Annotated in this window: 19 protein-coding genes; 10 read left to right on the top strand and 9 right to left on the bottom strand. The window is 48.8% G+C overall.

Annotated elements, in window-relative coordinates; all coding sequences use genetic code 11:
• Window positions 1-2 precede the first annotated feature (2 nt).
• The 5 genes from BMW71_RS14105 to BMW71_RS14085 all read right to left on the bottom strand — a co-directional run bounded on the left by BMW71_RS14105 (window position 3) and on the right by BMW71_RS14085 (window position 10048).
• A complete protein-coding gene (locus BMW71_RS14105; protein WP_092175237.1) occupies window positions 3-560 on the bottom strand; it encodes a DUF4199 domain-containing protein in 558 nt (185 codons plus the stop codon).
• Between the two features lie 11 nt (window positions 561-571).
• The gene (locus tag BMW71_RS14100; RefSeq protein WP_092175235.1) at window positions 572-1090 is read right to left on the bottom strand and encodes a DUF4199 domain-containing protein; all 519 of its coding nucleotides are present in this window, start codon (window positions 1088-1090) and stop codon (window positions 572-574) included.
• Entirely contained in the window at window positions 1083-2330 is a 1248-nt protein-coding gene (locus BMW71_RS14095; RefSeq protein WP_092176058.1) for a dihydroorotase, read from the bottom strand. The genes BMW71_RS14100 and BMW71_RS14095 overlap by 8 nt, the downstream gene beginning before the upstream one ends.
• A 367-nt stretch (window positions 2331-2697) precedes the next feature.
• Window positions 2698-5013, bottom strand: a complete 2316-nt coding sequence (gene tamL, locus BMW71_RS14090) for a translocation and assembly module lipoprotein TamL (RefSeq protein ID WP_092176055.1) — start codon at window positions 5011-5013, stop codon at window positions 2698-2700.
• 1 nt (window position 5014) lies between these two features.
• A complete protein-coding gene (locus BMW71_RS14085) occupies window positions 5015-10048 on the bottom strand; it encodes a translocation/assembly module TamB domain-containing protein (RefSeq protein ID WP_092175232.1) in 5034 nt (1677 codons plus the stop codon).
• A gap of 238 nt (window positions 10049-10286) precedes the next feature.
• On the opposite strand from BMW71_RS14085, the gene miaB reads away from it, so the two are divergent.
• From miaB to BMW71_RS14055, 6 genes are all read left to right on the top strand, one after another.
• Window positions 10287-11750 (top strand): tRNA (N6-isopentenyl adenosine(37)-C2)-methylthiotransferase MiaB, encoded by a 1464-nt coding sequence (miaB, locus tag BMW71_RS14080; RefSeq protein WP_092175229.1) that lies wholly within the window; start codon window positions 10287-10289, stop codon window positions 11748-11750.
• Between the two features lie 14 nt (window positions 11751-11764).
• Entirely contained in the window at window positions 11765-13078 is a 1314-nt protein-coding gene (locus BMW71_RS14075) for a sigma-54 interaction domain-containing protein (protein WP_092175227.1), read from the top strand.
• Window positions 13065-13601: an LptE family protein gene (locus BMW71_RS14070; protein WP_092175224.1), complete on the top strand. Its 537-nt coding sequence runs from the start codon at window positions 13065-13067 to the stop codon at window positions 13599-13601. Before BMW71_RS14075 ends, BMW71_RS14070 begins: the two co-directional genes overlap by 14 nt.
• Window positions 13602-13643: 42 nt before the next feature.
• Complete coding sequence (locus tag BMW71_RS14065) at window positions 13644-14492, top strand: hypothetical protein (protein ID WP_143057629.1); 849 nt, start codon at window positions 13644-13646, stop codon at window positions 14490-14492.
• Window positions 14493-14495: 3 nt separating this feature from the next.
• Window positions 14496-14867 carry a preprotein translocase subunit SecG gene (gene secG / locus BMW71_RS14060; RefSeq protein ID WP_092175219.1) on the top strand — a complete coding sequence of 124 codons (372 nt, stop codon included), beginning with the start codon at window positions 14496-14498 and terminating at the stop codon, window positions 14865-14867.
• Between the two features lie 150 nt (window positions 14868-15017).
• Window positions 15018-15992 carry a sterol desaturase family protein gene (locus tag BMW71_RS14055; RefSeq protein WP_092175216.1) on the top strand — a complete coding sequence of 325 codons (975 nt, stop codon included), beginning with the start codon at window positions 15018-15020 and terminating at the stop codon, window positions 15990-15992.
• A 132-nt stretch (window positions 15993-16124) separates the two neighbouring features.
• Here the strand turns inward: BMW71_RS14055 and BMW71_RS14050 are convergent, their stop codons facing one another.
• Entirely contained in the window at window positions 16125-16835 is a 711-nt protein-coding gene (locus BMW71_RS14050) for a hypothetical protein (RefSeq protein ID WP_092175214.1), read from the bottom strand.
• Between the two features lie 230 nt (window positions 16836-17065).
• On the opposite strand from BMW71_RS14050, the gene BMW71_RS14045 reads away from it, so the two are divergent.
• From BMW71_RS14045 to BMW71_RS14035, 3 genes are all read left to right on the top strand, one after another.
• Window positions 17066-17344 carry a co-chaperone GroES gene (locus BMW71_RS14045; RefSeq protein WP_014021059.1) on the top strand — a complete coding sequence of 93 codons (279 nt, stop codon included), beginning with the start codon at window positions 17066-17068 and terminating at the stop codon, window positions 17342-17344.
• Window positions 17345-17393: 49 nt separating this feature from the next.
• Window positions 17394-19022, top strand: a complete 1629-nt coding sequence (groL, locus tag BMW71_RS14040) for a chaperonin GroEL (RefSeq protein WP_092175211.1) — start codon at window positions 17394-17396, stop codon at window positions 19020-19022.
• Between the two features lie 211 nt (window positions 19023-19233).
• Window positions 19234-19608, top strand: coding sequence for a response regulator (locus BMW71_RS14035; RefSeq protein ID WP_092175208.1), 375 nt, complete (start codon window positions 19234-19236; stop codon window positions 19606-19608).
• A 42-nt stretch (window positions 19609-19650) separates the two neighbouring features.
• On the opposite strand, the gene BMW71_RS14030 is transcribed toward BMW71_RS14035, so the two are convergent.
• From BMW71_RS14030 to BMW71_RS14020, 3 genes are read right to left on the bottom strand one after another with little or no spacing between them, the layout of a single operon-like run.
• On the bottom strand, window positions 19651-21864 hold the full coding sequence (locus tag BMW71_RS14030; RefSeq protein ID WP_092175206.1) for a beta-galactosidase trimerization domain-containing protein: 2214 nt from the start codon (window positions 21862-21864) through the stop codon (window positions 19651-19653).
• Between the two features lie 13 nt (window positions 21865-21877).
• A complete protein-coding gene (locus BMW71_RS14025) occupies window positions 21878-23812 on the bottom strand; it encodes a hypothetical protein (RefSeq protein ID WP_092175203.1) in 1935 nt (644 codons plus the stop codon).
• Complete coding sequence (locus BMW71_RS14020; protein WP_143057628.1) at window positions 23793-24296, bottom strand: hypothetical protein; 504 nt, start codon at window positions 24294-24296, stop codon at window positions 23793-23795. The genes BMW71_RS14025 and BMW71_RS14020 overlap by 20 nt, the downstream gene beginning before the upstream one ends.
• A 334-nt stretch (window positions 24297-24630) precedes the next feature.
• Between BMW71_RS14020 and BMW71_RS23720 the strand changes: the two genes are divergently transcribed.
• Entirely contained in the window at window positions 24631-24777 is a 147-nt protein-coding gene (locus tag BMW71_RS23720; RefSeq protein WP_177179649.1) for a hypothetical protein, read from the top strand.
• Window positions 24778-24985: the final 208 nt, after the last annotated feature.

Raw genomic sequence — 24985 nt, 5'->3', positions numbered from 1 at the left:
GTTTAGTAATCGTTTGATTTGTCTCTTTTTTTAAGAATGGCTCCCAGGATCAAGGAAAGGATGGCATAGATTATCAGTGAAATGCCGAAGGCTTTGAATTGGCCCAGGGGAGTGAAATTGGAAGCCATTTCTTCACGCATCTCGTCGATCTGATCGCCGGACAGGCTGTCACCTGCTCCGAAACTGTCCAACATGGCCACCATGTTTTCCAATTGGGTCTCAACCAGCAATTCAGGAAGTCCGGGATGGATGACAAAATACAGCAGCATGTTTCCGAGGGTACTGATAAAGCCGGATACAATGAGTGTGACGAGGGAAAACTGAAACGCCGTACCAAAATCCATAAACCCACCGATCTCTTTTCGGTATTGCTTGCCAAAGAAAATCACCTGTCCGAAAAACAATACCACTACGAAAAAACCGTACCATCCAGCTACGAGGTAACTGTAATCAATGAAATACATGATAAAATTGATGCTGAGCATGACAAGACCGATAATCAGCCCTGTTTTTACTGCGCTACTCGCTGGGGAATTTGTTGGTTGTGGTTGTAAGTCCATGATGCAGAATGTTATTGATTTTGACTAGTCCTCTTTAAAATTATGGAAATAATAATGGTAAAGAACAAACCCGGGAAAATTTTTCTGAGAAAATCGTTCATGGCTACATCCCCCCGGCTCATCCCCGCTACACTGGCGTAGGTATCGGCGTAGGCCTGCTCGTTTAGCTGTTCTTTCAGCACCTCCTGATTGTTGCTCATTAGATCCAGGTTCACCTGCCGGAATGTTTCAAAAGCCTGTGCGTCTACCTGAAGGAAAATAAATACATAGAGTCCGGAGAGTAGAGAAATTAGCGTGTAAACAAAGAATCCCACCGTCATCCCCTGGCTAAAGAACAACTCTCCCCCATTGTAGCCATCCCGAAAGCCTTTGATCCCAAAAAAAACAAAAATGGGCGTAAAAATGTACCCGATTATGAGATTCATACGAATGGGCTCCACCTGCAGCAGGTACATGACCAACATCCCCAACAGGCATAGGCCAGCACCCGAAAGTCCAAACGGATACGCCGCCCTCCAGTACCTATACATAAAGTCCCTCCATTTTTCCACGATTGATCAGGTATTTCACCCGGCCTTTTACCGACTGGCCCCAATAAGGGCTATTTTCGGCTAGCGAAGCGTTTGTAGCCTCGTTCAATTCCCACACTTCTTCGGGGTCAAAAACCGTAAGGCTGGTCCAGTCGTCTTCCGTTTGTCCCAAAACCCGTCGTGGTCCTGAAGTAAGTTTGCTGACCAATAAGGGATAGCCTAATTCATCCGCAAGCGTCACCACTGCCGGCACAAATGCCGGCAAACCAGACATTCCAAAGGGTGCCAGGTCAAATTCCCTGTTTTTGGCATCGGTATCCTGAGGAACGTGATTGGATACCAGGGCATCGATGGTTCCGTCTTTTAATCCTTCTATCAGGGCTTCCCGTTGGGAATCTCCCCGAAAGGGCGGCATCACTTTCAGACGGGTATCAAACTCCCGCAGATCTTTGTCAAAAAACAGCAACTGGTAAATCGATACATCTGCGGTAACTGCCAGCCCCTCTATCTTCGCCTTGCGGATTTGCTCCAATGCACCGCGGGTACTTACGGTCTGAATGTGTAGTCTTCCGCCGGTATACCGGAGAATTTCCAGGTTTTTCTGAATAGCTACTTCCTCCGCCAGATCCGGGATACCTTTAAGCCCCAGCCGGGTAGAGGCCAGTCCCTCGTGCATGTGCCCAAAAAGGGCCAGCATCGGGTCTACGCTTTGGTCAAAAAGTACGCCGTCGAACTTTTGAAGGTACTGAAGCGCTTTCATCATCCGGTCCGAGTGCGCCAGGGGCTCCAGCCCTTCCCCAAATATCCGAACCCCGTGATGGTTGAGATCGAGCATTTCCGTCAATTCCTCCCCCATAAAATTTTTTGTTACCGCCGCCTGAATGTGAAAGGTTGGGAATAAACCGGCCGTTCTGCTTTGTACATAGGCCACCTCATTTTTGGATTGCAGGGGTGGCTGGGTATTTGGAAGTAGCACCGCCTCGGTCATCCCTCCCTGGATCAGCGCCAAGGCCAGGGTTTCCAAGGTTTCACGGTATTCCTGGCCTGGCTCACCCGAAAAACACCTCAAGTCAGTCCATCCCCTGGAACCGAGCAATCCTGAGCAATCAACCCTGACCTCCTGGTCTGCAGCGGCAGCGGTGCTAGCTTTCGTGAGTTTATGGCCATCAAAAAGATAATCAGCGGGAGGAAGTATTTCCTTTTCAGTGATGATTTTTAGGGACTGAAAGCGTACGGTCATGTGCGGTAGGTATTTTTGCAAAACTGCAATTTTATTCCTGAAAATGGAAATAAATGAAAAGGAAAGCCCCAATTAGTCCCTTGGAAAAAGTAGGGGAACATCGGTGTAAGCCTCGGTCTTCGCGCAGAAATGGAAGCATGCCCGACAAAAACGTTTGTTAATTTCCGGGAAACAGCGGCTTGCATGGGTTAGCGACTTACTTTTTGCCCCTTTTTGGGCTGATCGAAAGGCATTATTATCGGTAGGAGGGTCTTTTCCTTAACTCCGCGGAGAAAATCACACATCCTTGGGAAGGTCCCAGACCGCTTGCTCCATGCCGTGTGAAAAAGGCTGACCGTTTTGACGCATCGCTGAATCGAGCCTGAAATCAAAATGGATACCCGATTGCAAAATTAAAAATGAAATTTTCCTTTCTCCAGTCATTGTCCCCAAACCGAAAATCTCTTTCCCATCGCTGCCCTTCCTCAGGGTAGGGCCTTCGCAGAGGGGTGGCGAGGTCAAACCGGAGAACAAAAAACTCAATATCCACCCGCAATCCAAGGCCAACCCCTATTCCCAATTCCCGGTACCAATCGCTACCCAGTTTACCTCCCGGTAAGGCTTCGTTCTCGTTAATGAGCCAAACGTTTCCTGCATCGGCAAAAACGGCTCCTTTTAGGTACGAAAAAATCGGGAAGCGAAATTCCAGATTTCCTTCGATGCGCACGTCTCCTGCCTGATCAAAAAAATTGGCCGTCGTCTCGCTGTCAGGCCGAAATGACCCAGGCCCCAACGATCGAATGCGGAACGCACGTACGCTGCTCGGACCACCCGAAAAATATTGTTTCACAAACGGAAGCGAAACCGAATTTCCATAGGGAAGTCCCGCTCCCCCAAACAAGCGAAGTGCCAGTAACTTCTCTTCCGTAAACCGCAAGTAATACCGAAAATCTATGTCCCCTTTGTTGTATTGCGCATAAGTAAATCCGAGAAAGGTATTGGGGTCAGCCCCATTGAAGACGTTGTTGGCAAACCGAAGACCAAATCCGGCCAGGTCCATATTGACACCGACGTATACGCTGTGGGTTCGGTACGTATCCATCAACTTGTTGAAAGCATAGCTGTAGGTAACCCCGGCGATAAATTGCTGCTCGAAACTTTGCCGCAAAAATGGATTGTTGTTCAGTATTTCCTCAAACTCCCCCGAGGTGTTGGACAAATCTACAAAGTTTAGGCTGATCGGGGTAATCTCGTGGTATACAAACCGATTGGCGTTCCAAAAATATCCGTAGGACGCGGAAAGGCTATTCAAGCGGTAAAGCCCCCTGCGGTCCTGGTATTCGGAACCCAGGCTGATCTTGGTCTTGGGCACGGAATAGGCAAAACGCTCCTTGATGGGAATAGGAAACACCACTCGTGGAAAAATCAGGTCTCCTTTTAGGCCAAACTCAAAGGCATTCAATCCCTCCCGTTCTCCGGATGCGATCTGGCTTTCGTAGGCTACCTTCCCTGTCAAATCAAAGGTTTCTCCACCGAAAAACAGGTTTCTATTTCGGTAGTTCAAAAGCAACGCGGGGCCGGCAAAGTTGTTCGACTTGGAAACCCCCTGCAATTCGGCCCGAACCGAGCGTTTATCCAACGGAGATAGGTAAATATTGGCATCCAAGAGGCCGCTTTCCCAGTCTTTCTCCCCGGCAACTTCCGTGTAGCGGATGTTCACAAAGCGGTAATTGCCAATGCCCGAAAGACGGTTACTGGTAAGCCGGGACCGTTGCGCATTGAATAGTCCGCCCTTTTCGATGAGCAGGTATTGCCGCAGCAGTTCGGGTTTAAAAGAAAATTGTTCCTGAATAAATTCCACCCCCTCGATCCTCGTCGTATCCGTACCTGCGCCGTATTCATCCAGGGAGTAATTGGGAAAAACACGGATGGACCGGATTTGGTAGGGAAGAATGCCTTCCTCGGGAACGCTTTCCTTTAGGCGTACATACAAATCGTATTCACGCCCCTCGTATTGGTTGGTATCGGCCTCAAAAATCAGGTAGTCGGGATTAAAATTATAAAAGCCTCGATTTTTGAGTGCCGTATTTATTCGTTCCCGCTCCGCCTTCATTTTGTCCAACGCAAATCGATCTCCAGAGGTAAGCTCACTGCTTTCCAGAAGTTCTTTTAGGTGCCGATCAATGGGCAGGCTGTCCTGCTCGTAATAGTAGTTTCTCAGTGAATACGGCGGAGGAAGGGTTACCTGATAGGTAATATCCGCTTTCTTGGCATCTCGCGAACTCGTGGACAACACCTCCGCGTAAAAAAACCCGTTATTATCCAACCTGTTGAGTAGCAGTTCTTCGGTTTTTTCGGGCTGCACCTGGCTAAAATACACCGGTTCTTCCCCAAGTCTGTTATAGATAAAGCGGTTGATAAATCCGGGATGCTCCTGTTGCATTTTATAATGCGCCCATAATCCCAGGTACTGCCCCAAAATTTTGCTGTTTGGCTTGGGGCGAAGCAGTCCCTGGAGCTCTTCACGGACGGCTTTCATTCCCTTTACGGGTGCTTCCTGTACGATCTCCAGGTGGGCTCCTGTGTAGAGAAACTCGTCCTCGGGCAGGTATTTGCTGATGTTGCAGGATGTGGTTACCAGTACCAGAGCGAATAGCCAGGAGGTATCCAAGCGGTACAACTGCAAAAAACGGTTGGTATCCATGTTAATTTTCTGGTTTTTTTTCTGGGTTTTCTGTCGGTGATGCCATAAGGTTGCTGCCATTTCTGCGGGTTTCGATGCCTTTCCATAACTCGCGAAAGTGGTTAAACTCTCGATTGAAAATGGCCGAGACACCAGTGACCACCAACTGCCCGTCGATAAAACTTTCAAACTGATTTTTTCGAAATCCGCGGAGACGATACCTGCCGTTTTCGGTAAGCAGGTATTCGATGCTGACGTTTCCCAGCAGGGTGTTTTCCGCGCCGCGGTTTTGGGAGCTGCCTTCAATGTCAATCTGGCTACCTACCTGCACCACCAGTCGGTCGTCTAAAAACCGCTTCCTGGCATTCAGGTTGAGTTGGGTTCGGGCTTGAAGAGACCCCTGCTGGTAGTCTTGAAAGCTATCCAAATCCACATCCAGTTCCAGGCCGCTGTTTCCCAATACATTATCCGTGAGACTTTTTAGCTGACCCGAAAGTAGCTGACTTACGCTGGACCTTGCCATGGCCGCGGTACTTCCGCCCCCGGCATTGTCCCCATCGGGAAAAAACCGGTTCAATACCATCAGGGAAAAAACCTGTCGGTTTAGTTCTCCTTCCCGGTTGTTCAATTGCTGTACCTGTGCATACACGCTACCGCCCGCAGCCCCCCGCTGGTCTTCCGGCATGTCCATCCGAAAGGAAATCAGTGGGCTGAGCAGCTCGCCATTGATCATCAAATAGACCAGAAAGGGTAGTTCCTGACGGTATTGTGCCATGTTTTCCCTGCTCCCGCCGGCTGCCGCAGACGTCATCAGTCCTGCCGCAGACGTTCGAATGCGATAGATGGCCGTAATGTCAAGGGTTGCATCCAGGGGATCCCCAGCCCAGGTAATGGAACTTCCTTCTTGTATATCAAACTTCCGGTTGACCAGGTTGTACAAACTGAGTTCATAGTGCCCCCTGCTCAGTTCGTACCTGCCGGTAAGGTTGATGCGGCCATTGGGATCGATGTTTAACCGCAGGTCCGCGGCACCTTCCACCAGCAGATTGTCCCCGGATCGCTGATCGATGACCAGGTTAAAAATGGCTGAGGACGACACGTTGAGTAATGCGGATATTTGGTAACCGGAAAAGCCGGCACTGACGTTTTCGTCCATTCGTTTGGTAAGCACATCCTCAGGATCCTCCCGGTTAACAAAAAGGACCACGCCCTCTCGTTCTACCACATCGAGTTGACTCTCCGGAACCACAAAACTCAGGTTGGTGCCGTCTTCGATGGTCAATTCGGCATCCACTACCGGTAAGTTCAAATCACCCTGAACGGTTACGTTGGCACCGATGATCGCATCTCCGTAAAAAAGATCATTGTCCTCCACGGTGGAGTTCAATACGCGGAAATTTTTGGTTTCCAATGTCAAATCAAATCCCGGATTGCTGAGGCTTTCTGTTGAAATTTCCCCATCGAGTTTAAATTCATTGCCCTGGGCATCCCGAATGGTCAATTGATTCAGGAAAACTCCGGTCTGATCCAAGTCAATCTCCTGATTGTCCAGCGTAAAGGCAGCATTTAAAGCAGAAACACTGAATTCTGTATCCTGAAAGCGAAGGGAACCCTGGTACCTGGGAGAATTGATGCTTCCTTCCACGCCAAATGAACCTGACAGGTAGCCCGATCCGTCTCGGATGTTGCCAGCAGACAGCCCGGCCAAAACGTCCATGTCCAGGCGTTCGAGATTAAGCGCAAGATCCAATTGAGCTCCCTCCGGGTCAGCTCTATAGCCTCCCGAAAGCTGCAGTTCAATGCCCTTATCTGCAAGCGCCAAATCAAAATCATAGCTATTCTGGCTCGAGGTAGCCGCGTTCAAACTCAAGTTTCCGAGCGGAACTTCTAAAAAGCCCAGATCCCGAATCGTAATGTCCGCTAGCAAGCCGGTGGCACCAAATGGGTTTTCAACCACTACCTCCCCGTTCACCAGGCCGGATGCGACCATCTCATCGGCATTTAACAAGGTGGTAAAGGTCGCCAGTCGAAAATCATTAAATTTCAGCGCAAAGGCATCATCGCCCTTATTCGCAATCGAAAATTCCTGACCTTCCCTGCTATATGCGAACTCACGAAAACCGATCAACGAAGGACCCAATAGCACCTCGTTATCCGGAGGAACCGTCCATTCTTTTCGGTTAAAAATCAGGCTGTCTGGATTTACGTGAATACGCAGACTATCCGGGACGGGGCTCACATCAAAGGCGACGTGCGTCAGCAACTCCTCCTCATCCCAGGCATTGAAGTCCAGGTAGAGCGTTTTTTCAAGAATTTTGCCGGTAACGTAGGTACGTCCCAAAGAGACTGGGCCGGACTCCAATCCTACCAGCCCGAAACCAAAGTCAAAATTCTCCGAATCGCTGTGAATTCGAATACCCAGACTATCCATGACTAAACCGGAATAGGACAGGTACGGGAAATCGACCCTTCCCTCCAAGGCCGCATTTGCTTCGTCAAAAGTAACTTCGATGGATCCTTCATCCATTCGCTCCAGCCCCGGCAAGACCACCTCGTCAAGTAAAAGCGTGGGACGTACCTTAAGCACCAAATCTGCCAGTAGTCCCGTAGAATCCTGCCTGTCCAACCGGGGCAGGCTGTCGGAAAAATACCGGTTAACATGCCGAAGCAGCCCGTCCATAATGCGGCTCGGATCGGCATTTGCATGAAGGGTTCCCTGTAACAAATTACTCTCTACCCTAAAGTCAGTGGTATCCGGACTGACGCCAAGCGCAAGATCCCAATCACCCATAGGCAAGGATTGCTCCTCCAGCACCACGGTACCGTTTCTAAGCTGGGATTGCACCTCGTAACTGCTGCCGTTTCCTTTCGCATTTGCCGTCAGGTCCATTCCTATGCGGAGCATGCGGGAACTTAGGTTCAACCCGTTCAAGTCAGCGCCGTTGAGATTGAAATCCAGCTGCAGGTCGAAATCGTTAGGATCCAGGTCTACCTCCGCCCGCAGCTGCAAATCGAGAAACTCCTCCTCCTGGGATAGTTCCAACTTTCCCAGACCTTCCGAAATGTCCGCCTGCAACCGAAGCCCGGCATAGTCGTGCCCGAATACCTCCCATTCGCTGATTTGGGTTTCGAGCACCAGGTCCAGAGCTTCGGGAGGTCCGGTATTTCCTTCCGCTATAAGCGTAAAGCCGAGGTTTCCAAGCTCGGGATTCTGCAACAAGTTGCCCAGGGGAAAGCTGGATAAATCGGACCGAAGAGCGTAGGTGTAGCCACCTTCGGCCGCGGTAGCGGTTGCTTCCAGGCCCATGCTGCTTTCGAAGGCATCCAACCGGGAGTTTAGGGAAAATTCCTCGAGGGTCCCTTCGCTACGAAGCGCCAGGCCCAGATTGTCCGGATAAGCGATCCCCAGGCTATCCTGCGGATAAAGCCGGTTTAAGTCCTCCCGAACACTGGCAAACGTAAGGGTGTCTAACCGCCAGGAGATCCGCTCGGGATCGACCGGTGACCCGATTTGGCCCTGCAAATGCATCCCTGTCTGGCTTCCCCAATGCGCTGCAACGTTTTTGAGTTTCACGGACTGCAACGTACCCGAGGCCTCGATTTCCCCGGAAAGGGGCTTGCTTTCGAGTATTCGCAGGTAGGGATCTTCCCGCAACTCCGGAGCAAAATAATAAGCATCCGTCAAGCCCAGCCCCAACTCACCAAGCCGGATCGCAAAGCCGGAGTCTTCCGGCCGGGCAATGAAACCGTCCAGTGACTCAAACGAAAGGCTCAAGGCACCGGCTAGCTTACTCGAGCCAGTAGCCATCCGGATCTCCTCCAGCCGCAGGCCTGTAGTGTCCATGCCAAGATCCAGCTGAAACTTCTCCAGGGCAAATCCGGAACGCTCGCGGAAAGCCAACTGCTTAACGGAAGCTCCGGCCCCCCGGGTAGTAAAAAACACGTGATCAAACTCCATGTTGATACCTGTAAGCACCAAATTATCGGGATCAAATTCTCCGGTGCGGACAGGCTTATCTGCCACCTGATACCTTATTTCGTTTTCTACCAAATCCAGGGAAGCCAGTTCTATGTTCCATTCCGGCCAGGAAAAATCATCTGCTGGAGCATCCGCTGTGGACCCGTTTCCCGTATCACCTTCTTCCGGTAAACTGCGGTAGGCCACCTGGCTGTGCTTGAGCTGTACTCGGTTGATACGAATGCGTTTTTCCGGCAGGTTGGCTTCCGGCAAATCCAGCAGAAACTCCCCAATACTAGCCTCCAGATCCATGCCATCCGGTAAAGATTGATACTGTACGTGAATATTGCTGAGGGAAAACCGATCCAGGATAAGCAAGGGCAGGGCAAGTTCTGAATCGCTGCTATCCGTTTCTTTCGGAAGCGGCTCCCGTTGGATGTAACTAAACTCACTATTTTCCCAATGGAGGTTGCTAACATGAAACTCCATGCTGTCCAGGGACATCCCGTCCAATTTTGCGTTCAATTCGCCCAGGTCCAGGGTTGCGTCCGTACCGGAAAAATCGTCCTCGTAGCGGATTTTCCACTGTTGAAGGACTACCGGGCCCGTAGAAATTTCCGGAAAGGCCTGGGTTTGCTCCTGCTGTGGTTCGGAACGGGAGGTGCTATCAGCTGGGGAACCCGAAAATGCCTCCAGAAGGAAATCAAAATTAAAGGTCCCGGATGTATCCCGGCGAACGTTTGCCTGCAGGCCTTCCCATTCCAAACGGGAAATGGCAAGTTCATTTTTTCTAAAAAACGGGAGCAAGGACACTCCGGTCTCCAGCCGTTGTGAATAAATAAGCGTGTCTCCTTTTTGGTCTTCCAGGTAGAGACCTTCCAAAAAAAGATCGCCGCGGAAGGTGACAAATAAGCGATCGATGGAAAATTTCGTATTTGTTTTTTCGGATACGTAGCTCGTCGCTTTGCCTACGAGTAGTTTCTGACCAAAAGGACTTCGAATGAATAGCAACAGGACTGCCAGAAGTAGGAACAGGACCAGGGAAATCCAGCCGGCTACTTTAAAAATCTGTCGCAGTATGTTTTTTCGCTTGCTCAAGACTACAAATATGGGTAAAAAAAAGAGTGGATAAACAACCCACTCCCGTGTTACATAAAATTTATTGTTCAGACTAATCGTATCAAAGACTACACCAAAAATTTACAAAAAATCAGGGGTAATCTCAATTTTTCCCGAATGAAAATCCAAACCGCATATTTGCTCCATAATAATGCGACGTTATCCTGACAATCTGTCTGTATTTTATTAAATTTGCCGTCTGAAAGAAAGTCAGCCAATGGAAAACATCATCAAAGACATCGATATCATCCGGGATGAGGAAGAGAAAAGTTGTGACGTTGCGATCACCGCGGAAGAAAGTACCGGAAAAACAAAAAAATTATACATTGAAAGTTACGGTTGTCAGATGAATTTTTCTGATAGCGAGATCGTGGCTTCCATTATGAAGGACCATGGTTTTGATACGACGTCTGATTTCACGAGTGCGGACGTTATTTTTCTAAATACCTGTTCGATCCGGGAGAAAGCAGAGCAAACGGTGCGGAAGCGCCTAAGCCAGTTTAATCAGGTCAAGTCTGAGAACCCCGAACTCACGATCGGGGTGCTGGGATGCATGGCCGAACGACTCAAGGAAAAATTGCTTGAAGAAGAGAAATTGGTTGACCTGGTCGTGGGGCCGGATGCGTACCGGGACTTGCCCAACCTGGTAGGACAGGCTGAAGAAGGCAACAAAGGGGTGAACACCTTTTTGTCGCGGGAGGAAACCTATGCGGATATTTCCCCGGTAAGGCTAAATTCCAACGGTGTTACGGCATTTATTTCCATCATGCGCGGCTGTGACAATATGTGTTCTTTCTGTGTGGTTCCGTTTACCAGGGGCCGCGAGAGAAGCCGGGACCCCCATTCCATCGTGAAAGAAGCCCGCGAACTGTTTGAAAAAGGATACAAGGAAGTCACCCTCTTGGGGCAAAATGTAGACAGTTACAAATGGTCCGCAGAGGAAAACAACAAGGCCCGGCTGACCAAGAAAGAGACCGCACTCTCGGAAGTGATCCATTTTTCCGATTTACTAGAGATGGTCGCACTTGTCGATCCTAAATTGCGGGTGCGGTTTTCCACTTCTCACCCCAAGGACATCACGGACGAAGTGCTGCTGACCATGAAACGGCACGACAACATTTGCAAATACATTCATTTGCCGGTACAAAGCGGCAATTCACGTGTATTGGCCCTGATGAACCGCACCTATGACCGGGACTGGTACCTGGATCGGGTTCGGAAAATCCGGGAAATCCTGGGCGAAGATTGTGGCATTTCTTCCGACATGATCGCTGGGTTTTGCACGGAAACGGAGTCAGAACACCAAGACACCCTCAGCATGATGGATTTGGTCCAGTACGATTTCTCCTACATGTTTTATTACTCGGAACGCCCCGGAACCCTGGCCGCCAAAAAGTTACCAGACGATGTACCGTTAGAGATAAAAAAACGGCGACTGCAAGAAATCATCGAAAAACAAAATCAACTTTCCCTGATGCGTAACCAACGAGACATTGGCCGCGTGCAGGAGATTTTAATTGAGGGTCAATCCAAACGCTCTGCCGCACAACTAAAGGGAAGAAACTCCGCAAACAAAGTGGTGATCGTTCCTTCGCAAGGGTTAGCGGTCGGGGATTACGTGCAGGTACGGATTACGGATTGCTCCTCAGCCACCTTATTTGGAGAAGTCATCGACCGATAATCAGGAAAAAAGGTATGGTCCCAATCAGCGAATCAGAAATTCTTAGTGTCAAACAACGGTTTGGAATCATTGGCAACAGCCCCTTACTGAATCATGCCATCCAGGTAGCCATGCAGGCCTCGCCCACGGAAATGACGGTATTGATTACGGGAGAAAGCGGAAGCGGAAAGGAGTCTTTCTCGAAGATCATTCACGCCCTTAGCAAGCGAAAGCATGGAAAATTCATTGCCATTAACTGTGGGGCAATACCGGAAGGCACGATAGATTCCGAGCTTTTTGGGCACGAAAAAGGCTCATTTACAGGGGCACACGAAGCAAGAAAAGGGTACTTTGAAGTCACCGACGGAGGGTCGATTTTTCTGGATGAAATCGGAGAAATGCCCCTTGGAACCCAGGCCCGGCTTTTGCGGGTGCTCGAAAACGGGGAGTTTATAAAAGTGGGTTCCTCCAAAGTCCTGAAAACCGACGTGCGGGTAATCGCTGCCACAAATGTAAACCTGCTAAAGGCGGTGGAAAAGGGCAAATTCAGAGAAGATTTGTACTACCGGCTCAATACCGTTCCGATTTTTGTACCCCCTTTGCGGCAGCGAGGTGAGGACATGGTCTTGCTCTTTCGGAAATTCACCACGGACTTTTCGGAAAAATATCAGGTAAAACCTATTGTTTTGACCGATGAGGCAAAAATTCTGCTGACCAAGTTTCCTTTTCCGGGAAATATCCGGCAGCTAAAAAATTTAGCAGAGCAGATTTCGTTATTGGAGCAGGAGCGCGAGGTGGATGCCGATACACTTGCCAGGTATTTACCGAAAGAAGGAAGTAGTTTACCTGCCTCCCTGCCTGGAAACAAGGGGCAACAGGATAGTTTTTCGGATTTCTCCGAGCGGGAAATTCTCTACAAGGTCTTGTTTGACATGAAAAAAGACATGACCGAATTGAAAAAGTTGATTCTTGAGTCGTATCGTTCGGGCGGGTTGGATCAAACAATTATGAAAAAACACCAAACGCTCTTTGACGATATGGATACGGATAATTCCTACGAAGACCGTCCTGCTCCTTCCAAAAACCTGCCGCTGGTCCTGGAATCATTGAGCGACAAAAATGCGAATGCAGAGGAGAAGGAATCGGTACGAAGCAGCTACGAAGAAGACATTATCGAGGACATTGTACACGAAGAGGACGATCACTCCCTATCGTTGGAAAAAAAAGAAAAAGAATTGATCAGCAGGGCACTAAAAAAACACCAGAACAAAAGAAAATACGCAGCCATGGACCTGGGCATTTCGGAACGGACCCTTTATCGAAAAATAAAGCAGTATGACATCCAGTAAGTTTTCCCTGGTTCTGATTTGCCTGGTATCCTGCTGGATGCATGCCTGTAAGGTAGAGTACAGCTTTACGGGAACCACCCTGGATTACAACGTCACAAAGACCTTTTCGGTGGCGAATTTCTTCAATGACTCCGGCGGAGGACCGGCCAATATGGGGCAATTATTTACGGAAGAGCTTAAGGATTATTTTCAGCGAAACACGCAATTGGAATTGATACGAAACAGCGGAGACCTACAGCTATCCGGAGCCATCACCCGGTACACCATCAGTCCTCAGGCTACGGTATCCAATCCCAACAGCAACCAGCCCGACAGAGCTGGTCAGATGCGCATCACAATAGGGGTGGAAGTGGATTTCGTGAATCTGGCCAACGAGGAAGAAAATGGTAAGAAAAGCTTTTCGTTTTTCCAGGATTACGATCCCCGCACCACCTCCCTGCTGCAGGTAGAGACAGAACTGGTAGAAGTAATATTTGAAAACATCATCCAAGATGTTTTCACCTCAACAGTGGCTAATTGGTAAAAAAATAAGTACCTTACTAAAAGTAACGTAAACTGAAATGCTGTGAACGCTCAAGAATTTCTAGCCCTGCTTCAAAAATCGGAGCAATTGAGTCCAGAAGATTTTAAAGACGTGCTTTCTTTGCAGGAGGATTTCCCCTATTTCTTGATACCGAAGGTACTTGGGGCAAAATACGAGTGGGAACGATCCTCGGGTACGTCAAATGCGCTGTTGCACGCCGCGGCCGTGCTCAGTCCCAATCGAAAACGACTAAAGGGCTTGCTTACAGGAAGCATTTCATTACCTCAGGTTCGCTTTCCAGACCTGTCGTCGGTAGAGGTGGCAGAAGAAAAAAAAGAAAACAACCCGGCAGAAAAGGAGTCCTCTACCACACCGGACCAGCCAGAAGCCGCCGCTATACCAGAAACACCCGAACCCAGCAGCTCCCGACCCAACCGGGATGAAATCCTTCGCAGGCTAGAGGAAAACCTGAAAAAAATAAAAAAAAATGATACTAGCGGGTCTTCAGACGCAACCCCGGAAAAAAAAAAGGAGGTAAATCCCGGGGCAAATCCGGTTTCGGAGGGGAGTGATTTGATTGAAAGCATTGCCAAAAAGGAGGAACGCGAAATATCTGACGAACGAAAAAAAGAACAATTGGCACTGATCAATTCATTTCAGGAAAAACCGATTCGTTTACCCCGTGAGCAGATGGACGCCCAGCCGGATCTGCCGGACCTGTCCGAAAAAAGCACGCATTTGAACGATTCCATGCTCTCCGAATCCTTTGCCAGGCTGTTGGTAAAGCAAAACAAAAAGCAGGAAGCCATTGAAATATATAGAAAATTAATATTGAAATTCCCAAAGAAAAAGACTTACTTTGCGGATCAAATTGAGAAATTAAAAGCATAAAGCATGTTTGTAGTACTGATCAGTATCATTATAGTGTTGGCCGTGTTGTTGATTTTGGTTATTCTAGGCCAAAATTCCAAAGGAGGAGTGGGGGCCGCGTTTGGCGGTAGTGCTTCTCAAATCATGGGTGTAACCAAAACGGGTAACATTCTTGAAAAAGCGACCTGGGTGTTGGCCATTGCCATTTTGGTACTTTCGCTCGGGTCGTCAGCCTTTCACCAAACCAGTGCTCCTTCCGGGTTTAGTTCGCCTAACGTCGAGAACGCGCAAAAACAGATTTTGACGCCTTCCTTCGATGACGAGTCCCTACTCCCTACAGAGGGTCAACCGATAGAACCACTCGACGCCGAAAGCGGAGCTGATTCCGTCGAGTAACGAAACGTTTAAACGATATTTACCGGGCCTGTTTTTTTAAATAGGCCTTTTTTTATTTTTCAACAAATCCCCGAAAACATTGAAGAAAAGCTGGAATATGATTAATTTAACGTTTTAACAACCATACAAAATCAACCAAATTCACGATTTATGTTTGAAAATCATTTAACAATGGAAGATTTGGGAGCGGACAAGTGGCCCAATATCATCCTGTGGGCGGCTCCCGTGATGTTCTTATTGGTATTCATCGAGTGGGGAATTAGCTTATACCAGAAAAAAGACACCTACGACAAGAAAGATTTCATGGCTGCTACGACCATCGGCTTGGTAAACGTGGGTATAAGTGCCCTTCTCAAGGTCTTTACGTTTGGAATTGCCCTGTTTTGCTGGAATCTGGTACCCTGGAAAATCCCCGCTACCTGGTGGTCGTTTATTGCTTGCTTTTTTGCCATTGATTTTGCCCGCTATTGGGCACACCGGGTAGCGCACGAACAGCGTTTTTGGTGGGCTACGCACATTACGCATCACAATTCTTCCAAGTACAACTTTTCGGTATCCTTCCGCCTGGGATGGACCCAACATATAAAAATCATCTTCTTCGTTCCGGTGATGCTCATGGGATTCGATCCTTTTGTGTTCTTTATTTGTCATCAGATAGCTGTGTTGTATCAGTTTTGGATCCATACCGAATACATTACAAAACTTCCCAGGCCCATCGAATACTTTTTTACCACGCCTTCTCACCACCGTGTTCATCACGCGAGCGATGCACATTACCTGGATAAGAATTATGGTTCCACATTCATTATTTGGGACCGAATATTTGGTACCTTCATGCCGGAAGGCGAACGCCCCAACTACGGAATAACCAAGCCCGTCACTTCCTACAATCCGATTTATCTTAATTTCCACGAATGGGCAGATATCGTCAAAGACCTTAGGAAAGCGAAAAATGGAACCGAGGTATTTCAGATACTTTTCGGAAAACCAGGAGACGAGGTAATCAAAAACCGGGAGCTTCGCGAGAGAGAAGCGTTGGAAAAACCCACCGAGAACCGGGCCAGCCAGGCTCCGCGTCCCATTTTGGTAAGCAACGAAAATTCCTTGTTGAAAAAAGAAGATTAATCCACCGCACAAGTGCTAAAAGAGGCTGTCTCTTGCGAAGGAGACAGCCTCTTTTTTTTGTGAAGTCAGGTGTCAAACGGTCCGGGATTTCCCGCATTCATCTCGTTCCCTAACTTTGTCTGCGCCCTTAGTTTAGGGCGTAACGTACTTTAAAAGCAGGCGTTTGCTGACCGGGAGCAGGCTTTCTTCCAACGGAACCCGCTGCGCCGATTGAATTCTCCAGGTAGACGGATTGGGCAGGTCCGTAAACTTTTTTACCAAATCCATTTTGATACGCTCGTAGGTTAAAGTCAGACTCCTTTTGACAGCCGCTACAAAACGCAGGGCAATGCCCCGGAATCGATCCACGCTATTCTGAAAAAGGTTAATCTGGTACCGATAGATGAAGACATCCCGCGAGTTTTGGTAAGAGAGCAGAGCGTAACCTTCTCGCTGATAGATGGGGGTCAATCCAACCGGTTCAATTTCCAGGTGACTTTCGATAAAGTCGTAAATGGATTTTCCTTCTTCAATATGTTGCTTGATCTTGGGCAGGGAAAAGGCAATGATTTCGCCCAATTCTTTCATTACGTCGTCCTCCTGGATTTTGTGTTTATACGTAATTTTCATTTTTTCCAGATCGATGCCTTCCATTTCTTTCGGTAAGGCCAGTTTCAATTGGCTTCGGTTTTGATCCAAGAGCGAGAGTTTTTGGTGATGAGCAATCAATTCGCCAAGGGATGGATACAGTTTTACCGCTTGAAACTTCTCATTTACCTCTTTCAGGTAAGCAAGCAACAGGTACTTTTTGTACTCAAAATCGATCCATCCTTCCGAAATCCAGTTTTCAGATAATTTGTTCATAGGTCAACGTGGTTAATTCATGTCACAAAAATTACGAAAATCGGACTTTTGTTGCAACCACAAACAGAAAAAATGACAGCTAGGAACAAAGCTTTTCGGAGGTCTGTCAGTCAGGCGCCGGTTAAGTAAGACTTTATGTCAGGAAAAAGTTCTTCCTCAGGATTGGCACAGAAAGTGTACGTAGGGAATTCGTATTGTAGAAATTAAACTTTAAAAATAACTCAATCACAATGTCTAAAGTTAACATCCAACCTCTAGCAGACAGGGTTTTGGTAGAACCCGCTGCTGCTGAAGAAAAAACAGCTTCAGGACTTTATATTCCTGACACTGCCAAAGAAAAACCACAAAAGGGCACCGTCGTAGCTGTAGGAAACGGCAAGAAAGACGAACCGCTGACCGTAAAGGTCGGAGACACCGTTCTCTATGGCAAGTACGCAGGTACCGAACTTTCCGTGGAAGGTGCAGATTATCTGATCATGAGAGAAGCGGACATATTCGCTATCCTGTAAGGATCCTTTAATCAAGTTTAATTAATTGTAACGAAAAAACGAGTAAAAAATGGCTAAGGAATTATTTTTCAACACTGATGCGAGAGATCGTCTGAAAAAAGGCGTGGATGCGCTAGCAGATGCAGTAAAAGTAACGTTAGGTCCCAAAGGCAGAAATGTAATTTTGGACAAGAAATTTGGTGCTCCCACCATTACCAAGGACGGTGTTACCGTTGCCAAGGAAATCGAACTGGAGGATGCCATTGAAAACATGGGTGCCCAGTTGGTGAAAGAAGTAGCGTCCAAGACGGCAGACGATGCCGGAGATGGTACAACGACTGCTACCGTTTTGACCCAGTCTATTTTTTCCGTCGGAATCAAAAACGTAGCTGCCGGTGCCAACCCAATGGACCTCAAAAGGGGTATCGACAAAGCGGTTAGCTCGGTAGTAGAAGAATTGAGAAAAGCCTCCAAGCAAATTTCTACTTCCAAGGAAATTGCTCAAGTTGGAACCATCTCTGCAAACAATGACGATGAAATCGGTAAAATGATTGCAGACGCCATGGAAAAAGTAGGCAAGGACGGTGTCATCACCGTTGAAGAAGCCAAAGGCACCGAAACGGAAGTGAAGACCGTAGAAGGTATGCAGTTTGACCGAGGCTACCTTTCTCCTTACTTCACTACCAATACGGAGAAAATGGAGGCTGAATTGGAGAATCCCTATATCTTGATTTACGACAAGAAGATCTCTGCCATGAAGGAGCTGCTTCCCGTACTGGAACCCGTAGCTCAGTCTGGACGGCCACTTTTGATCATAGCCGAAGATGTTGATGGGGAAGCCCTTGCTACCCTTGTGGTCAATAAAATTAGAGGTGCGTTGAAAGTTGCGGCTGTGAAGGCACCAGGTTTTGGTGACCGAAGGAAAGCCATGTTGGAAGACATCGCAACGCTTACCGGAGGTACCGTGATTTCTGAAGAAAGAGGCTACAAGCTGGAAAATGTAACCATCGACTACCTGGGTACTGCAGAAAAAATCAACATTGACAAAGACAACACGACCATCGTAAATGGAGCTGGTGAAAAATCAGCCATTGAAGGTAGAATCAATGAGATCAAAAGTCAAATAGAAAAAACCACCTCAGATTACGATCGGGAAAAACTTCAGGAAAGGCTTGCCAAGCTTTCCGGAGGCGTAGCCATCCTGTACATTGGAGCGGCTACCGAAGTAGAAATGAAGGAGAAAAAAGACCGGGTAGATGATGCCTTGCACGCTACACGCGCCGCTGTTCAGGAAGGTGTCGTAGTAGGTGGTGGTGTTGCCTTGATACGTGCATCTGCCGCGTTGGATAAATTAAAAGGAGCCAACGAAGACGAAGATACCGGTATCAACATCATCAAGCAAGCTGTGGAGTCTCCCTTGCGAACCATCGTTTCCAACTCCGGTGGAGAAGGTTCTGTGGTCATCAACAAGATCAGAGATTCCAAGGGGGATTACGGATACAACGCCAGAACAGACAAGTTTGAAGACCTGTTCAAAGCCGGTGTAATCGATCCTACCAAAGTGACCCGATTGGCACTTGAAAATGCTGCCTCCATTGCAGCCCTGCTACTGACTACCGAATGTGTAGTGGCAGATATCAAAGAAGAAGCTCCTGCCGGCCCTCCAATGGGAGGCGGAGGAATGGGCGGCATGATGTAATTCATCGCGCCTTCAAATAAAGAAACGGGGGAAGCCAACAGCTTCCCCTCTTTTTTTGCCCCTGTCCTAATCGGTGAGTCAATGGTTGATCCACCGGAAGCCCGCCTACGCATGGCCAACAAAAAATGAGGAGAAAATTTTAATACTGAGATTATAGTGTTAAATTTCAGAAAATAGAGATCGAGCGCGAGAAAAGTTATTATAAAAATCAATGTATCCATTCGATTTAATTGTTTTAATTGATGATGACCCTATTAATAACTTAATCAATAAACGGTTAATCAACAAGTTAAACCTATCACCCAAAACCATCGAATTTTTAGAAGCAGAACTGGCATTGGAATACCTCAAGAATCCTCGATTGGATAAAAAGGTATTGATTCTGGTAGATATCAACATGCCGGTGATGAATGGTTGGGATTTTTTAAGCCACTATGTAGAACTTGAAAACGAACGAAACGATCGCATCATCATGCTTTCCAGTTCGATCGACTTCCAGGACCGTCAAAAATCCAAAGAATTTCCCTTCGTTAGCGGATTTATCGAAAAACCCCTTACGCACGAAAAACTCGAAACACTCATTTAGCCCTTACCCGGAAATCATTTGCTTCGGTTCAATCGCAATCGGTTAGTCTTTCTGCATGCGGATCCACCTTGCTCCATGAGCCTCAATGGTCACGGGTGCATCCATCGGTAACGTTTCACCACTCACCGCATCTTCCATGGCCGTGTAATTTGGACCGGCAATATCCAAACGGGCTTGTATCGTTTCGGCCTGTTCATTTAAAAGAAAATAATGATCGCTTTCGGGACCCGCCAGCCGGTATACGATGGCTTGTTCGCTGCTTACCGGCACCTTCATCCCTTCGGGCATGACCGCTCTCAGGAGTCGCTCTTCGGCAAGGTCCTGCCGGGGCCGAAAACAAGCTCTGGCAGCCTCATACCCGATGAGAACGACCGCTCCATGTCCTTTTTTGTTCACCGTCACCGCCGCTTTCCCGTTGTCAAATCGCTGTACCACCTCTGCGGAAACCGGCTGAATATCACCTATGGAACCTGTCAGCAACGCTCCTTGTATGGACCAATCCCGATTGATACCCGAAAATTGGTATTCCCGTAAGACCACACCGAACAGGTCGGCAAAATCACTGCCCATGCCTCTGGGAAACAGTGCCGAATAGGTATCCATCCAGGCTCCCGGCATGTCCATCACCAAACGTCCTCCATTTGAAACATACCGGATTAAAACCGGAACCATCGATTTGTCGAGGGCCAGAACAGCTGGCAGATAAATAACGGGGTAGCGTTGGGCCAGGCCCGCTTCCAGATCCTGTTTGGTTACAAATTCGAAGGGGATATCGGCATTGATTAGTGCCCGGGTCAGTCCGACGCGGGCTTCCATGGGACGGTATCTTAGGCTGTCCTGCCCCTTCAACGAGAGGGCCGTCCACATGGCCTCGTTGTCCCAGTCAAAAAAAACGCCAACCTGCGGTTCTTTGTGTAAGGACCAAATCTCTTCCCGGTATTTTTGCATGGCTTTCGCTATTTTTCCTACAGCTACCGCCCGTTCGGTGACGTTATTCTGATGGTCGAGCAGCGCATATTCGCCTACTTCCGCCCCCGCGGTCCGCACCGACCAACTCCAAAGTCCCCAGCCCTTAAAACCTGCAGCAAGCATACTCAACGTAAATTGCTCCATTTCCGGGGCATCTACCGTAAAACCCTTGTTGTTTTGCCCAAACTTTTCTCCACCAAACTGCTGCGGACCTCCGGTGGTCTCCCAGCCGCCACTCCAACCCCCTTTGAACATGTCTTGGATGTAACTTGCCTGCATGTAGACCGTCGGACCCAGCTCGTCCCGAACCTGGTCAAAATGCCAGGTAAAATGAATCGAGGGATAAAAGGATCCGACATCCCGCATGGCTTCGGCGATTCCGGGGAAGTTTACCCCAAAATAGGCATGGGGACGAAACAAGCCGAGCTCCCCCCCTGCCCGGTAGGGAGCGTTAACATCCACCTTTTGAAAAGATCTTACCTTTTCTTTCAGGGCCGACACCCCATAATCCGCTTTGAATCGAAGAATATCCCGGACGATGCGTAGTTCGCGGTGATTGTACGCCTGCCACCGTTTCTCAAAATCTTCCCAGGAAGTATACGGCTGCCCCCCGGTGGCCAGACCGTGGTGGTGTTGATTGTGTGCCAGATTTAGCTGGTCGATGGTCTGGTACTGCTCCCTCGCCCAGGACACGAACAATTTCTTCCCCAGGTCACTCAAATCCAGGCCCCTTTCACCGACAATTGGGTCGTAGGCACTGCTAGAGCCCCGGATGTGCTCCCGGTGCCCCGATTGACGTACTTCTTCAGCGTACGTCTGTACGCGCTTTTTTAAGTAGTCGGTTTGGTACGCAATCATTTTTGGATGTCGGCGCACTTCGCTCAATTCCATCCCAGCAGGGAGTCCGATTTTTTGAATCAACTCCGGGCTGATGGGATCCCAGCCTCCCTCAGCATACCACCAGGGAATGAGCCCCTCCTCCAGCGCTATCAGCTGGATCTGCTCCAGGGACCAATCGGGCAGTGGCATGATTTGTTTGAGATTGGTAAAGCCCAATTCCTTCATGGTACGGAAATGCCAGCGAATTTCCGCTTCCCCTTCTCCCGGACGCTGAATATACACCACGCCCGCCGGTACCGGAGCCAGGTCACGGTACCGCTGCTGGGCGGGAGACTGGTGCCTGCTATCGTATACATCGTGTAGAAAATCGTGATCCTGCTGGGCTTCCAAACGGTCAGAAAGCAGAAATCCTAGAAATAGGTAGCCGAAAACCAGTTCTTTTTTCATGGGATAGGGTGAGTTATTTTTTTTCTAATTCGATTGCCAGATTCGCTATAAAAACACGTGCGTTTCCCTCGTCGAGACGTACCTGTGGCTCCGGCTGACCGGGAGCTTGCAAAACCATCAGCACCGTTAGTTCCGCTTCCATTTCCAGATCAATGACCTTGCTGTGGGTATAAGACCGGCCGTTCCAGACGATACCGGGGTTCACCCGGGAAAGCCGCCCCCCGTAAGGAACGGTGCTTACCGTGGCCAGCGCTTGATTCGGCTTGCCCAGGACCAGTACATGCAGCCTGTATCCAGTGGATGTATCGATTGTAAACCCATTTTCAGAAAGACGAACCTCGTTGAATTCAGGCGTGGCCATTCGCCAAATCCGCCCGTTTTCCGTGTGATCCTCGATCAAAAACACTGCTTCCGCTCCGGAAGCCTCATCGTAGCGGACAGTAAACGTACGGCGGTGCTCCATCACCCCGGTACTACTCCCCTCCCCGATAGCAAAGCCGGAGCCAGAGCCATCGAATCCGAAATCCAGCAAGCTGCCCGGATCCGGCTGCCCGGTCTCATTCCCATCCGGTACATGGGGAAATACGTTGGTTTGTCCGGCGATCTTTCCGGTTCTTCCAGCCCCGATAACCAATGGAACTCCCCCGCCAATGATGCGAAACGTATTGACATCCGGACCTTTGTGACCCGCAATGCGTTTGGAAGAGGTATTAAACACTGCTACTACGTCGGTATCATCGGCAAACCTGTTTCTGAAAACAGCCACTCCTTGCGTAGAATCGGCATGGTTTAACCAACCGCTTTGGCCCGGGTTTTTACTGCGTATTTCCGCAGGGTAATACATCAGGCTGTAGAGGGAACTATCTCCCAGATAATCGTGCATCCATTTGATTTCGGGTAGTTCCGCCTGGGGATACAGGCGAAATGCCAATCCAAAAAACCCGGTACCAAGATTTAAGTTGTCATCGGATAAATCGGGCTTCATTCCCGTTAGACCCTCCCGGGCAAAAATGCTAACCATGGTTGGTGCCATGGCTCTTATCGCTCCCCTGGCGGTAGGAGCCAGTATTTCCAGCGCGGACCGGCTGTTTCCCTGCCCCTGCCTGTTTTGAAATGCGATAAGGGCCGGACCGATAAACGACCAATTGTACAGGTGGTAACCGATACTTTCCGCGTTCCAGCCTTGCGGATAGATGTTTTCCCTGATATGATCCATCAGTCGCTTGGTGGCGTCCCATACCAGCGGATCCATGAGGGACCGTTCATCCGGAAAGGGATTGTCCCAGACCATTCCCGCAAAGAGGGCCGCTCCCCAGCGTACCCCCATCCAGTTGCTAACCAGGCTATAATTGGCCTCCGCCCCCATGTTTGCCTGCGTGGTATAGGTGAGTTTGTACAGTTGCCGGTTTACGCGGTTTCGCTGATCCGGAGACCATCCCGTGTAGCACAGGTCATAGGCCATTGCCAACGAACGCAAGACAGCCGCTCGGGTAAGTCCTCGGGAAACGGGGTTATTAAAAATTATCCGGTCTTGAAACAACCGCTCCAGCTGGGAGAATGCCTGATCCGAATACCGGGCTTCACCCGACAATAAATGTAAAATGGCGAACATTTCAGCCGATTCGGCCAGTTGTCGGGCATCCGGATCCGCTATCTGCAATGCTTTTTCAAGTCGCGCTGCTTTTTCCCGGTAGGCCGATAAAACACCCGAATACCGCTCCTCTGCCAATCGTTTGCGAAGGACTGGCACTTCTTCTGGCAACAGCAACCCCCTCGGATGTATCCCAACAGCGTCTGCTTGCTCCAATTCCGGCGCATCAATGAGCCAATCCAGGGCATTTTTTTGTGCCGTAGCGGGGGGTACCAGCCCGAGCACCAGTAAGCCCAGACAAAGTATCCCCATTAGCAGGGACTGTTTTCGTTTCGATTTAATTTCTTTCAATGCCATTCTTTGTCCATTTCATCGTTTGAACCTTACCACCTAACTTTAGCCGGAGAACTCCCTCACCAATCGCCAACACATCCGATGTGTACACCCCCGCCGGGCTCCAGTCAGTAAAAGTTACTTCCTTTTCATTTATCCTGCCGGTAGCATGCAGTGCATCTCCCCGATACACCATTTCCAGGGAATCACCGGAACTGGACCGGTACTTTTCGATCCGGGATCGAACGTTAATTTTCAGGTCAGATTCTGCTTGCATGCGCTGCATAAACTCCTCAACGTTTAAAAACGAGTCGCTCTCGTGAACCTCCAGCGCATAGCCAGAGAAAGGTCCGGGCACCACTAATATCGCATAATCCTGAAACTGATCCGTATTTCCAGAATTGCTGTTCCCTGCCAGGGAATCGATCCAGTAATGCTCGTTGGAGAAAGGGGTGATCGCCAGGTATACCCGATCCGATCGCAAGAACACCCTACCATCTTTTTCCAAAATTTCACCACATCCTATATGGCAACGGAGTTAACAGCCTGGTTGCCGTGAATCTAGCGAAAACCTCCAAAGCCACCTATCCGATGAGCGATTTTAACCAAATCCTGGGGATTTCTGGGTTGAGTAAACCCATTTGAAACGGTACCCACATCTCTTGACTACCGATATTCGTACAACCTACACAGTTGTGCTTCCAAAATCTTGACCAGGACAAGGATCGTCTTAATCGTCTTAATCTTTTTTCATGTTCCTTTTAGATTAGTTGCTAGAAAATAAATAAAACAGCTCTGATTATGGTTCGCTGAAGGGGAAAAAAAGTCTTTCCCACGCACACATGGGACAGATTCCGATGTTGGCGGTTGCCATTAAAATTAGCCACCGCCGGATCAAAGCCAAGGTTCCCGGCGAAGGTCAGCAGGTTGATGGCATTGGCACCTACCAGCCCATCCTTAATTCTCTCGCTGGAAAGCCAGGTTTGTAAAACGTTGTAGCTCAATCGCAGTTTCCTAGGCCATACAAAACCTAAGAGTGTAGGTAGAAAGAAGTGGTTCCAGACGATGTTAGAACTCATTTTTGCAGATCCGGTTCAGGTAATGAAGGCTGGGTTAGGACGTATTGGGATTAACTCTGTCCCAGATCTGAAATCGAACCGAAATGTTGGTCGTGCATAGTGAAAAAGAAACGGGGCA

The sequence above is a fragment of the Cyclobacterium xiamenense genome (assembly GCF_900109255.1).
Taxonomy (GTDB): domain Bacteria; phylum Bacteroidota; class Bacteroidia; order Cytophagales; family Cyclobacteriaceae; genus Cyclobacterium; species Cyclobacterium xiamenense.
Note: the sequence above shows the minus strand (reverse complement) of the source record. Positions and strands in the feature narration are given on the sequence as shown.

Excerpts from the sequence above, each read along its gene's own strand:
- BMW71_RS14070 (WP_092175224.1), top strand. The coding sequence starts at position 13,065 with ATGACATCCAGTAAGTTTTCCCTGGTTCTGATTTGCCTGGTATCCTGC.
- BMW71_RS14035 (WP_092175208.1), top strand. The coding sequence starts at position 19,234 with ATGTATCCATTCGATTTAATTGTTTTAATTGATGATGACCCTATTAAT.
- secG (WP_092175219.1), top strand. The coding sequence starts at position 14,496 with ATGTTTGTAGTACTGATCAGTATCATTATAGTGTTGGCCGTGTTGTTG.
- miaB (WP_092175229.1), top strand. The coding sequence starts at position 10,287 with ATGGAAAACATCATCAAAGACATCGATATCATCCGGGATGAGGAAGAG.
- BMW71_RS14105 (WP_092175237.1), bottom strand. The coding sequence starts at position 560 with ATGGACTTACAACCACAACCAACAAATTCCCCAGCGAGTAGCGCAGTA.
- BMW71_RS14100 (WP_092175235.1), bottom strand. The coding sequence starts at position 1,090 with ATGTATAGGTACTGGAGGGCGGCGTATCCGTTTGGACTTTCGGGTGCT.
- BMW71_RS14075 (WP_092175227.1), top strand. The coding sequence starts at position 11,765 with ATGGTCCCAATCAGCGAATCAGAAATTCTTAGTGTCAAACAACGGTTT.
- tamL (WP_092176055.1), bottom strand. The coding sequence starts at position 5,013 with ATGGATACCAACCGTTTTTTGCAGTTGTACCGCTTGGATACCTCCTGG.
- BMW71_RS23720 (WP_177179649.1), top strand. The coding sequence starts at position 24,631 with ATGGGACAGATTCCGATGTTGGCGGTTGCCATTAAAATTAGCCACCGC.
- BMW71_RS14045 (WP_014021059.1), top strand. The coding sequence starts at position 17,066 with ATGTCTAAAGTTAACATCCAACCTCTAGCAGACAGGGTTTTGGTAGAA.
- BMW71_RS14025 (WP_092175203.1), bottom strand. The coding sequence starts at position 23,812 with ATGGCATTGAAAGAAATTAAATCGAAACGAAAACAGTCCCTGCTAATG.
- BMW71_RS14030 (WP_092175206.1), bottom strand. The coding sequence starts at position 21,864 with ATGAAAAAAGAACTGGTTTTCGGCTACCTATTTCTAGGATTTCTGCTT.
- groL (WP_092175211.1), top strand. The coding sequence starts at position 17,394 with ATGGCTAAGGAATTATTTTTCAACACTGATGCGAGAGATCGTCTGAAA.
- BMW71_RS14055 (WP_092175216.1), top strand. The coding sequence starts at position 15,018 with ATGTTTGAAAATCATTTAACAATGGAAGATTTGGGAGCGGACAAGTGG.
- BMW71_RS14050 (WP_092175214.1), bottom strand. The coding sequence starts at position 16,835 with ATGAACAAATTATCTGAAAACTGGATTTCGGAAGGATGGATCGATTTT.
- BMW71_RS14095 (WP_092176058.1), bottom strand. The coding sequence starts at position 2,330 with ATGACCGTACGCTTTCAGTCCCTAAAAATCATCACTGAAAAGGAAATA.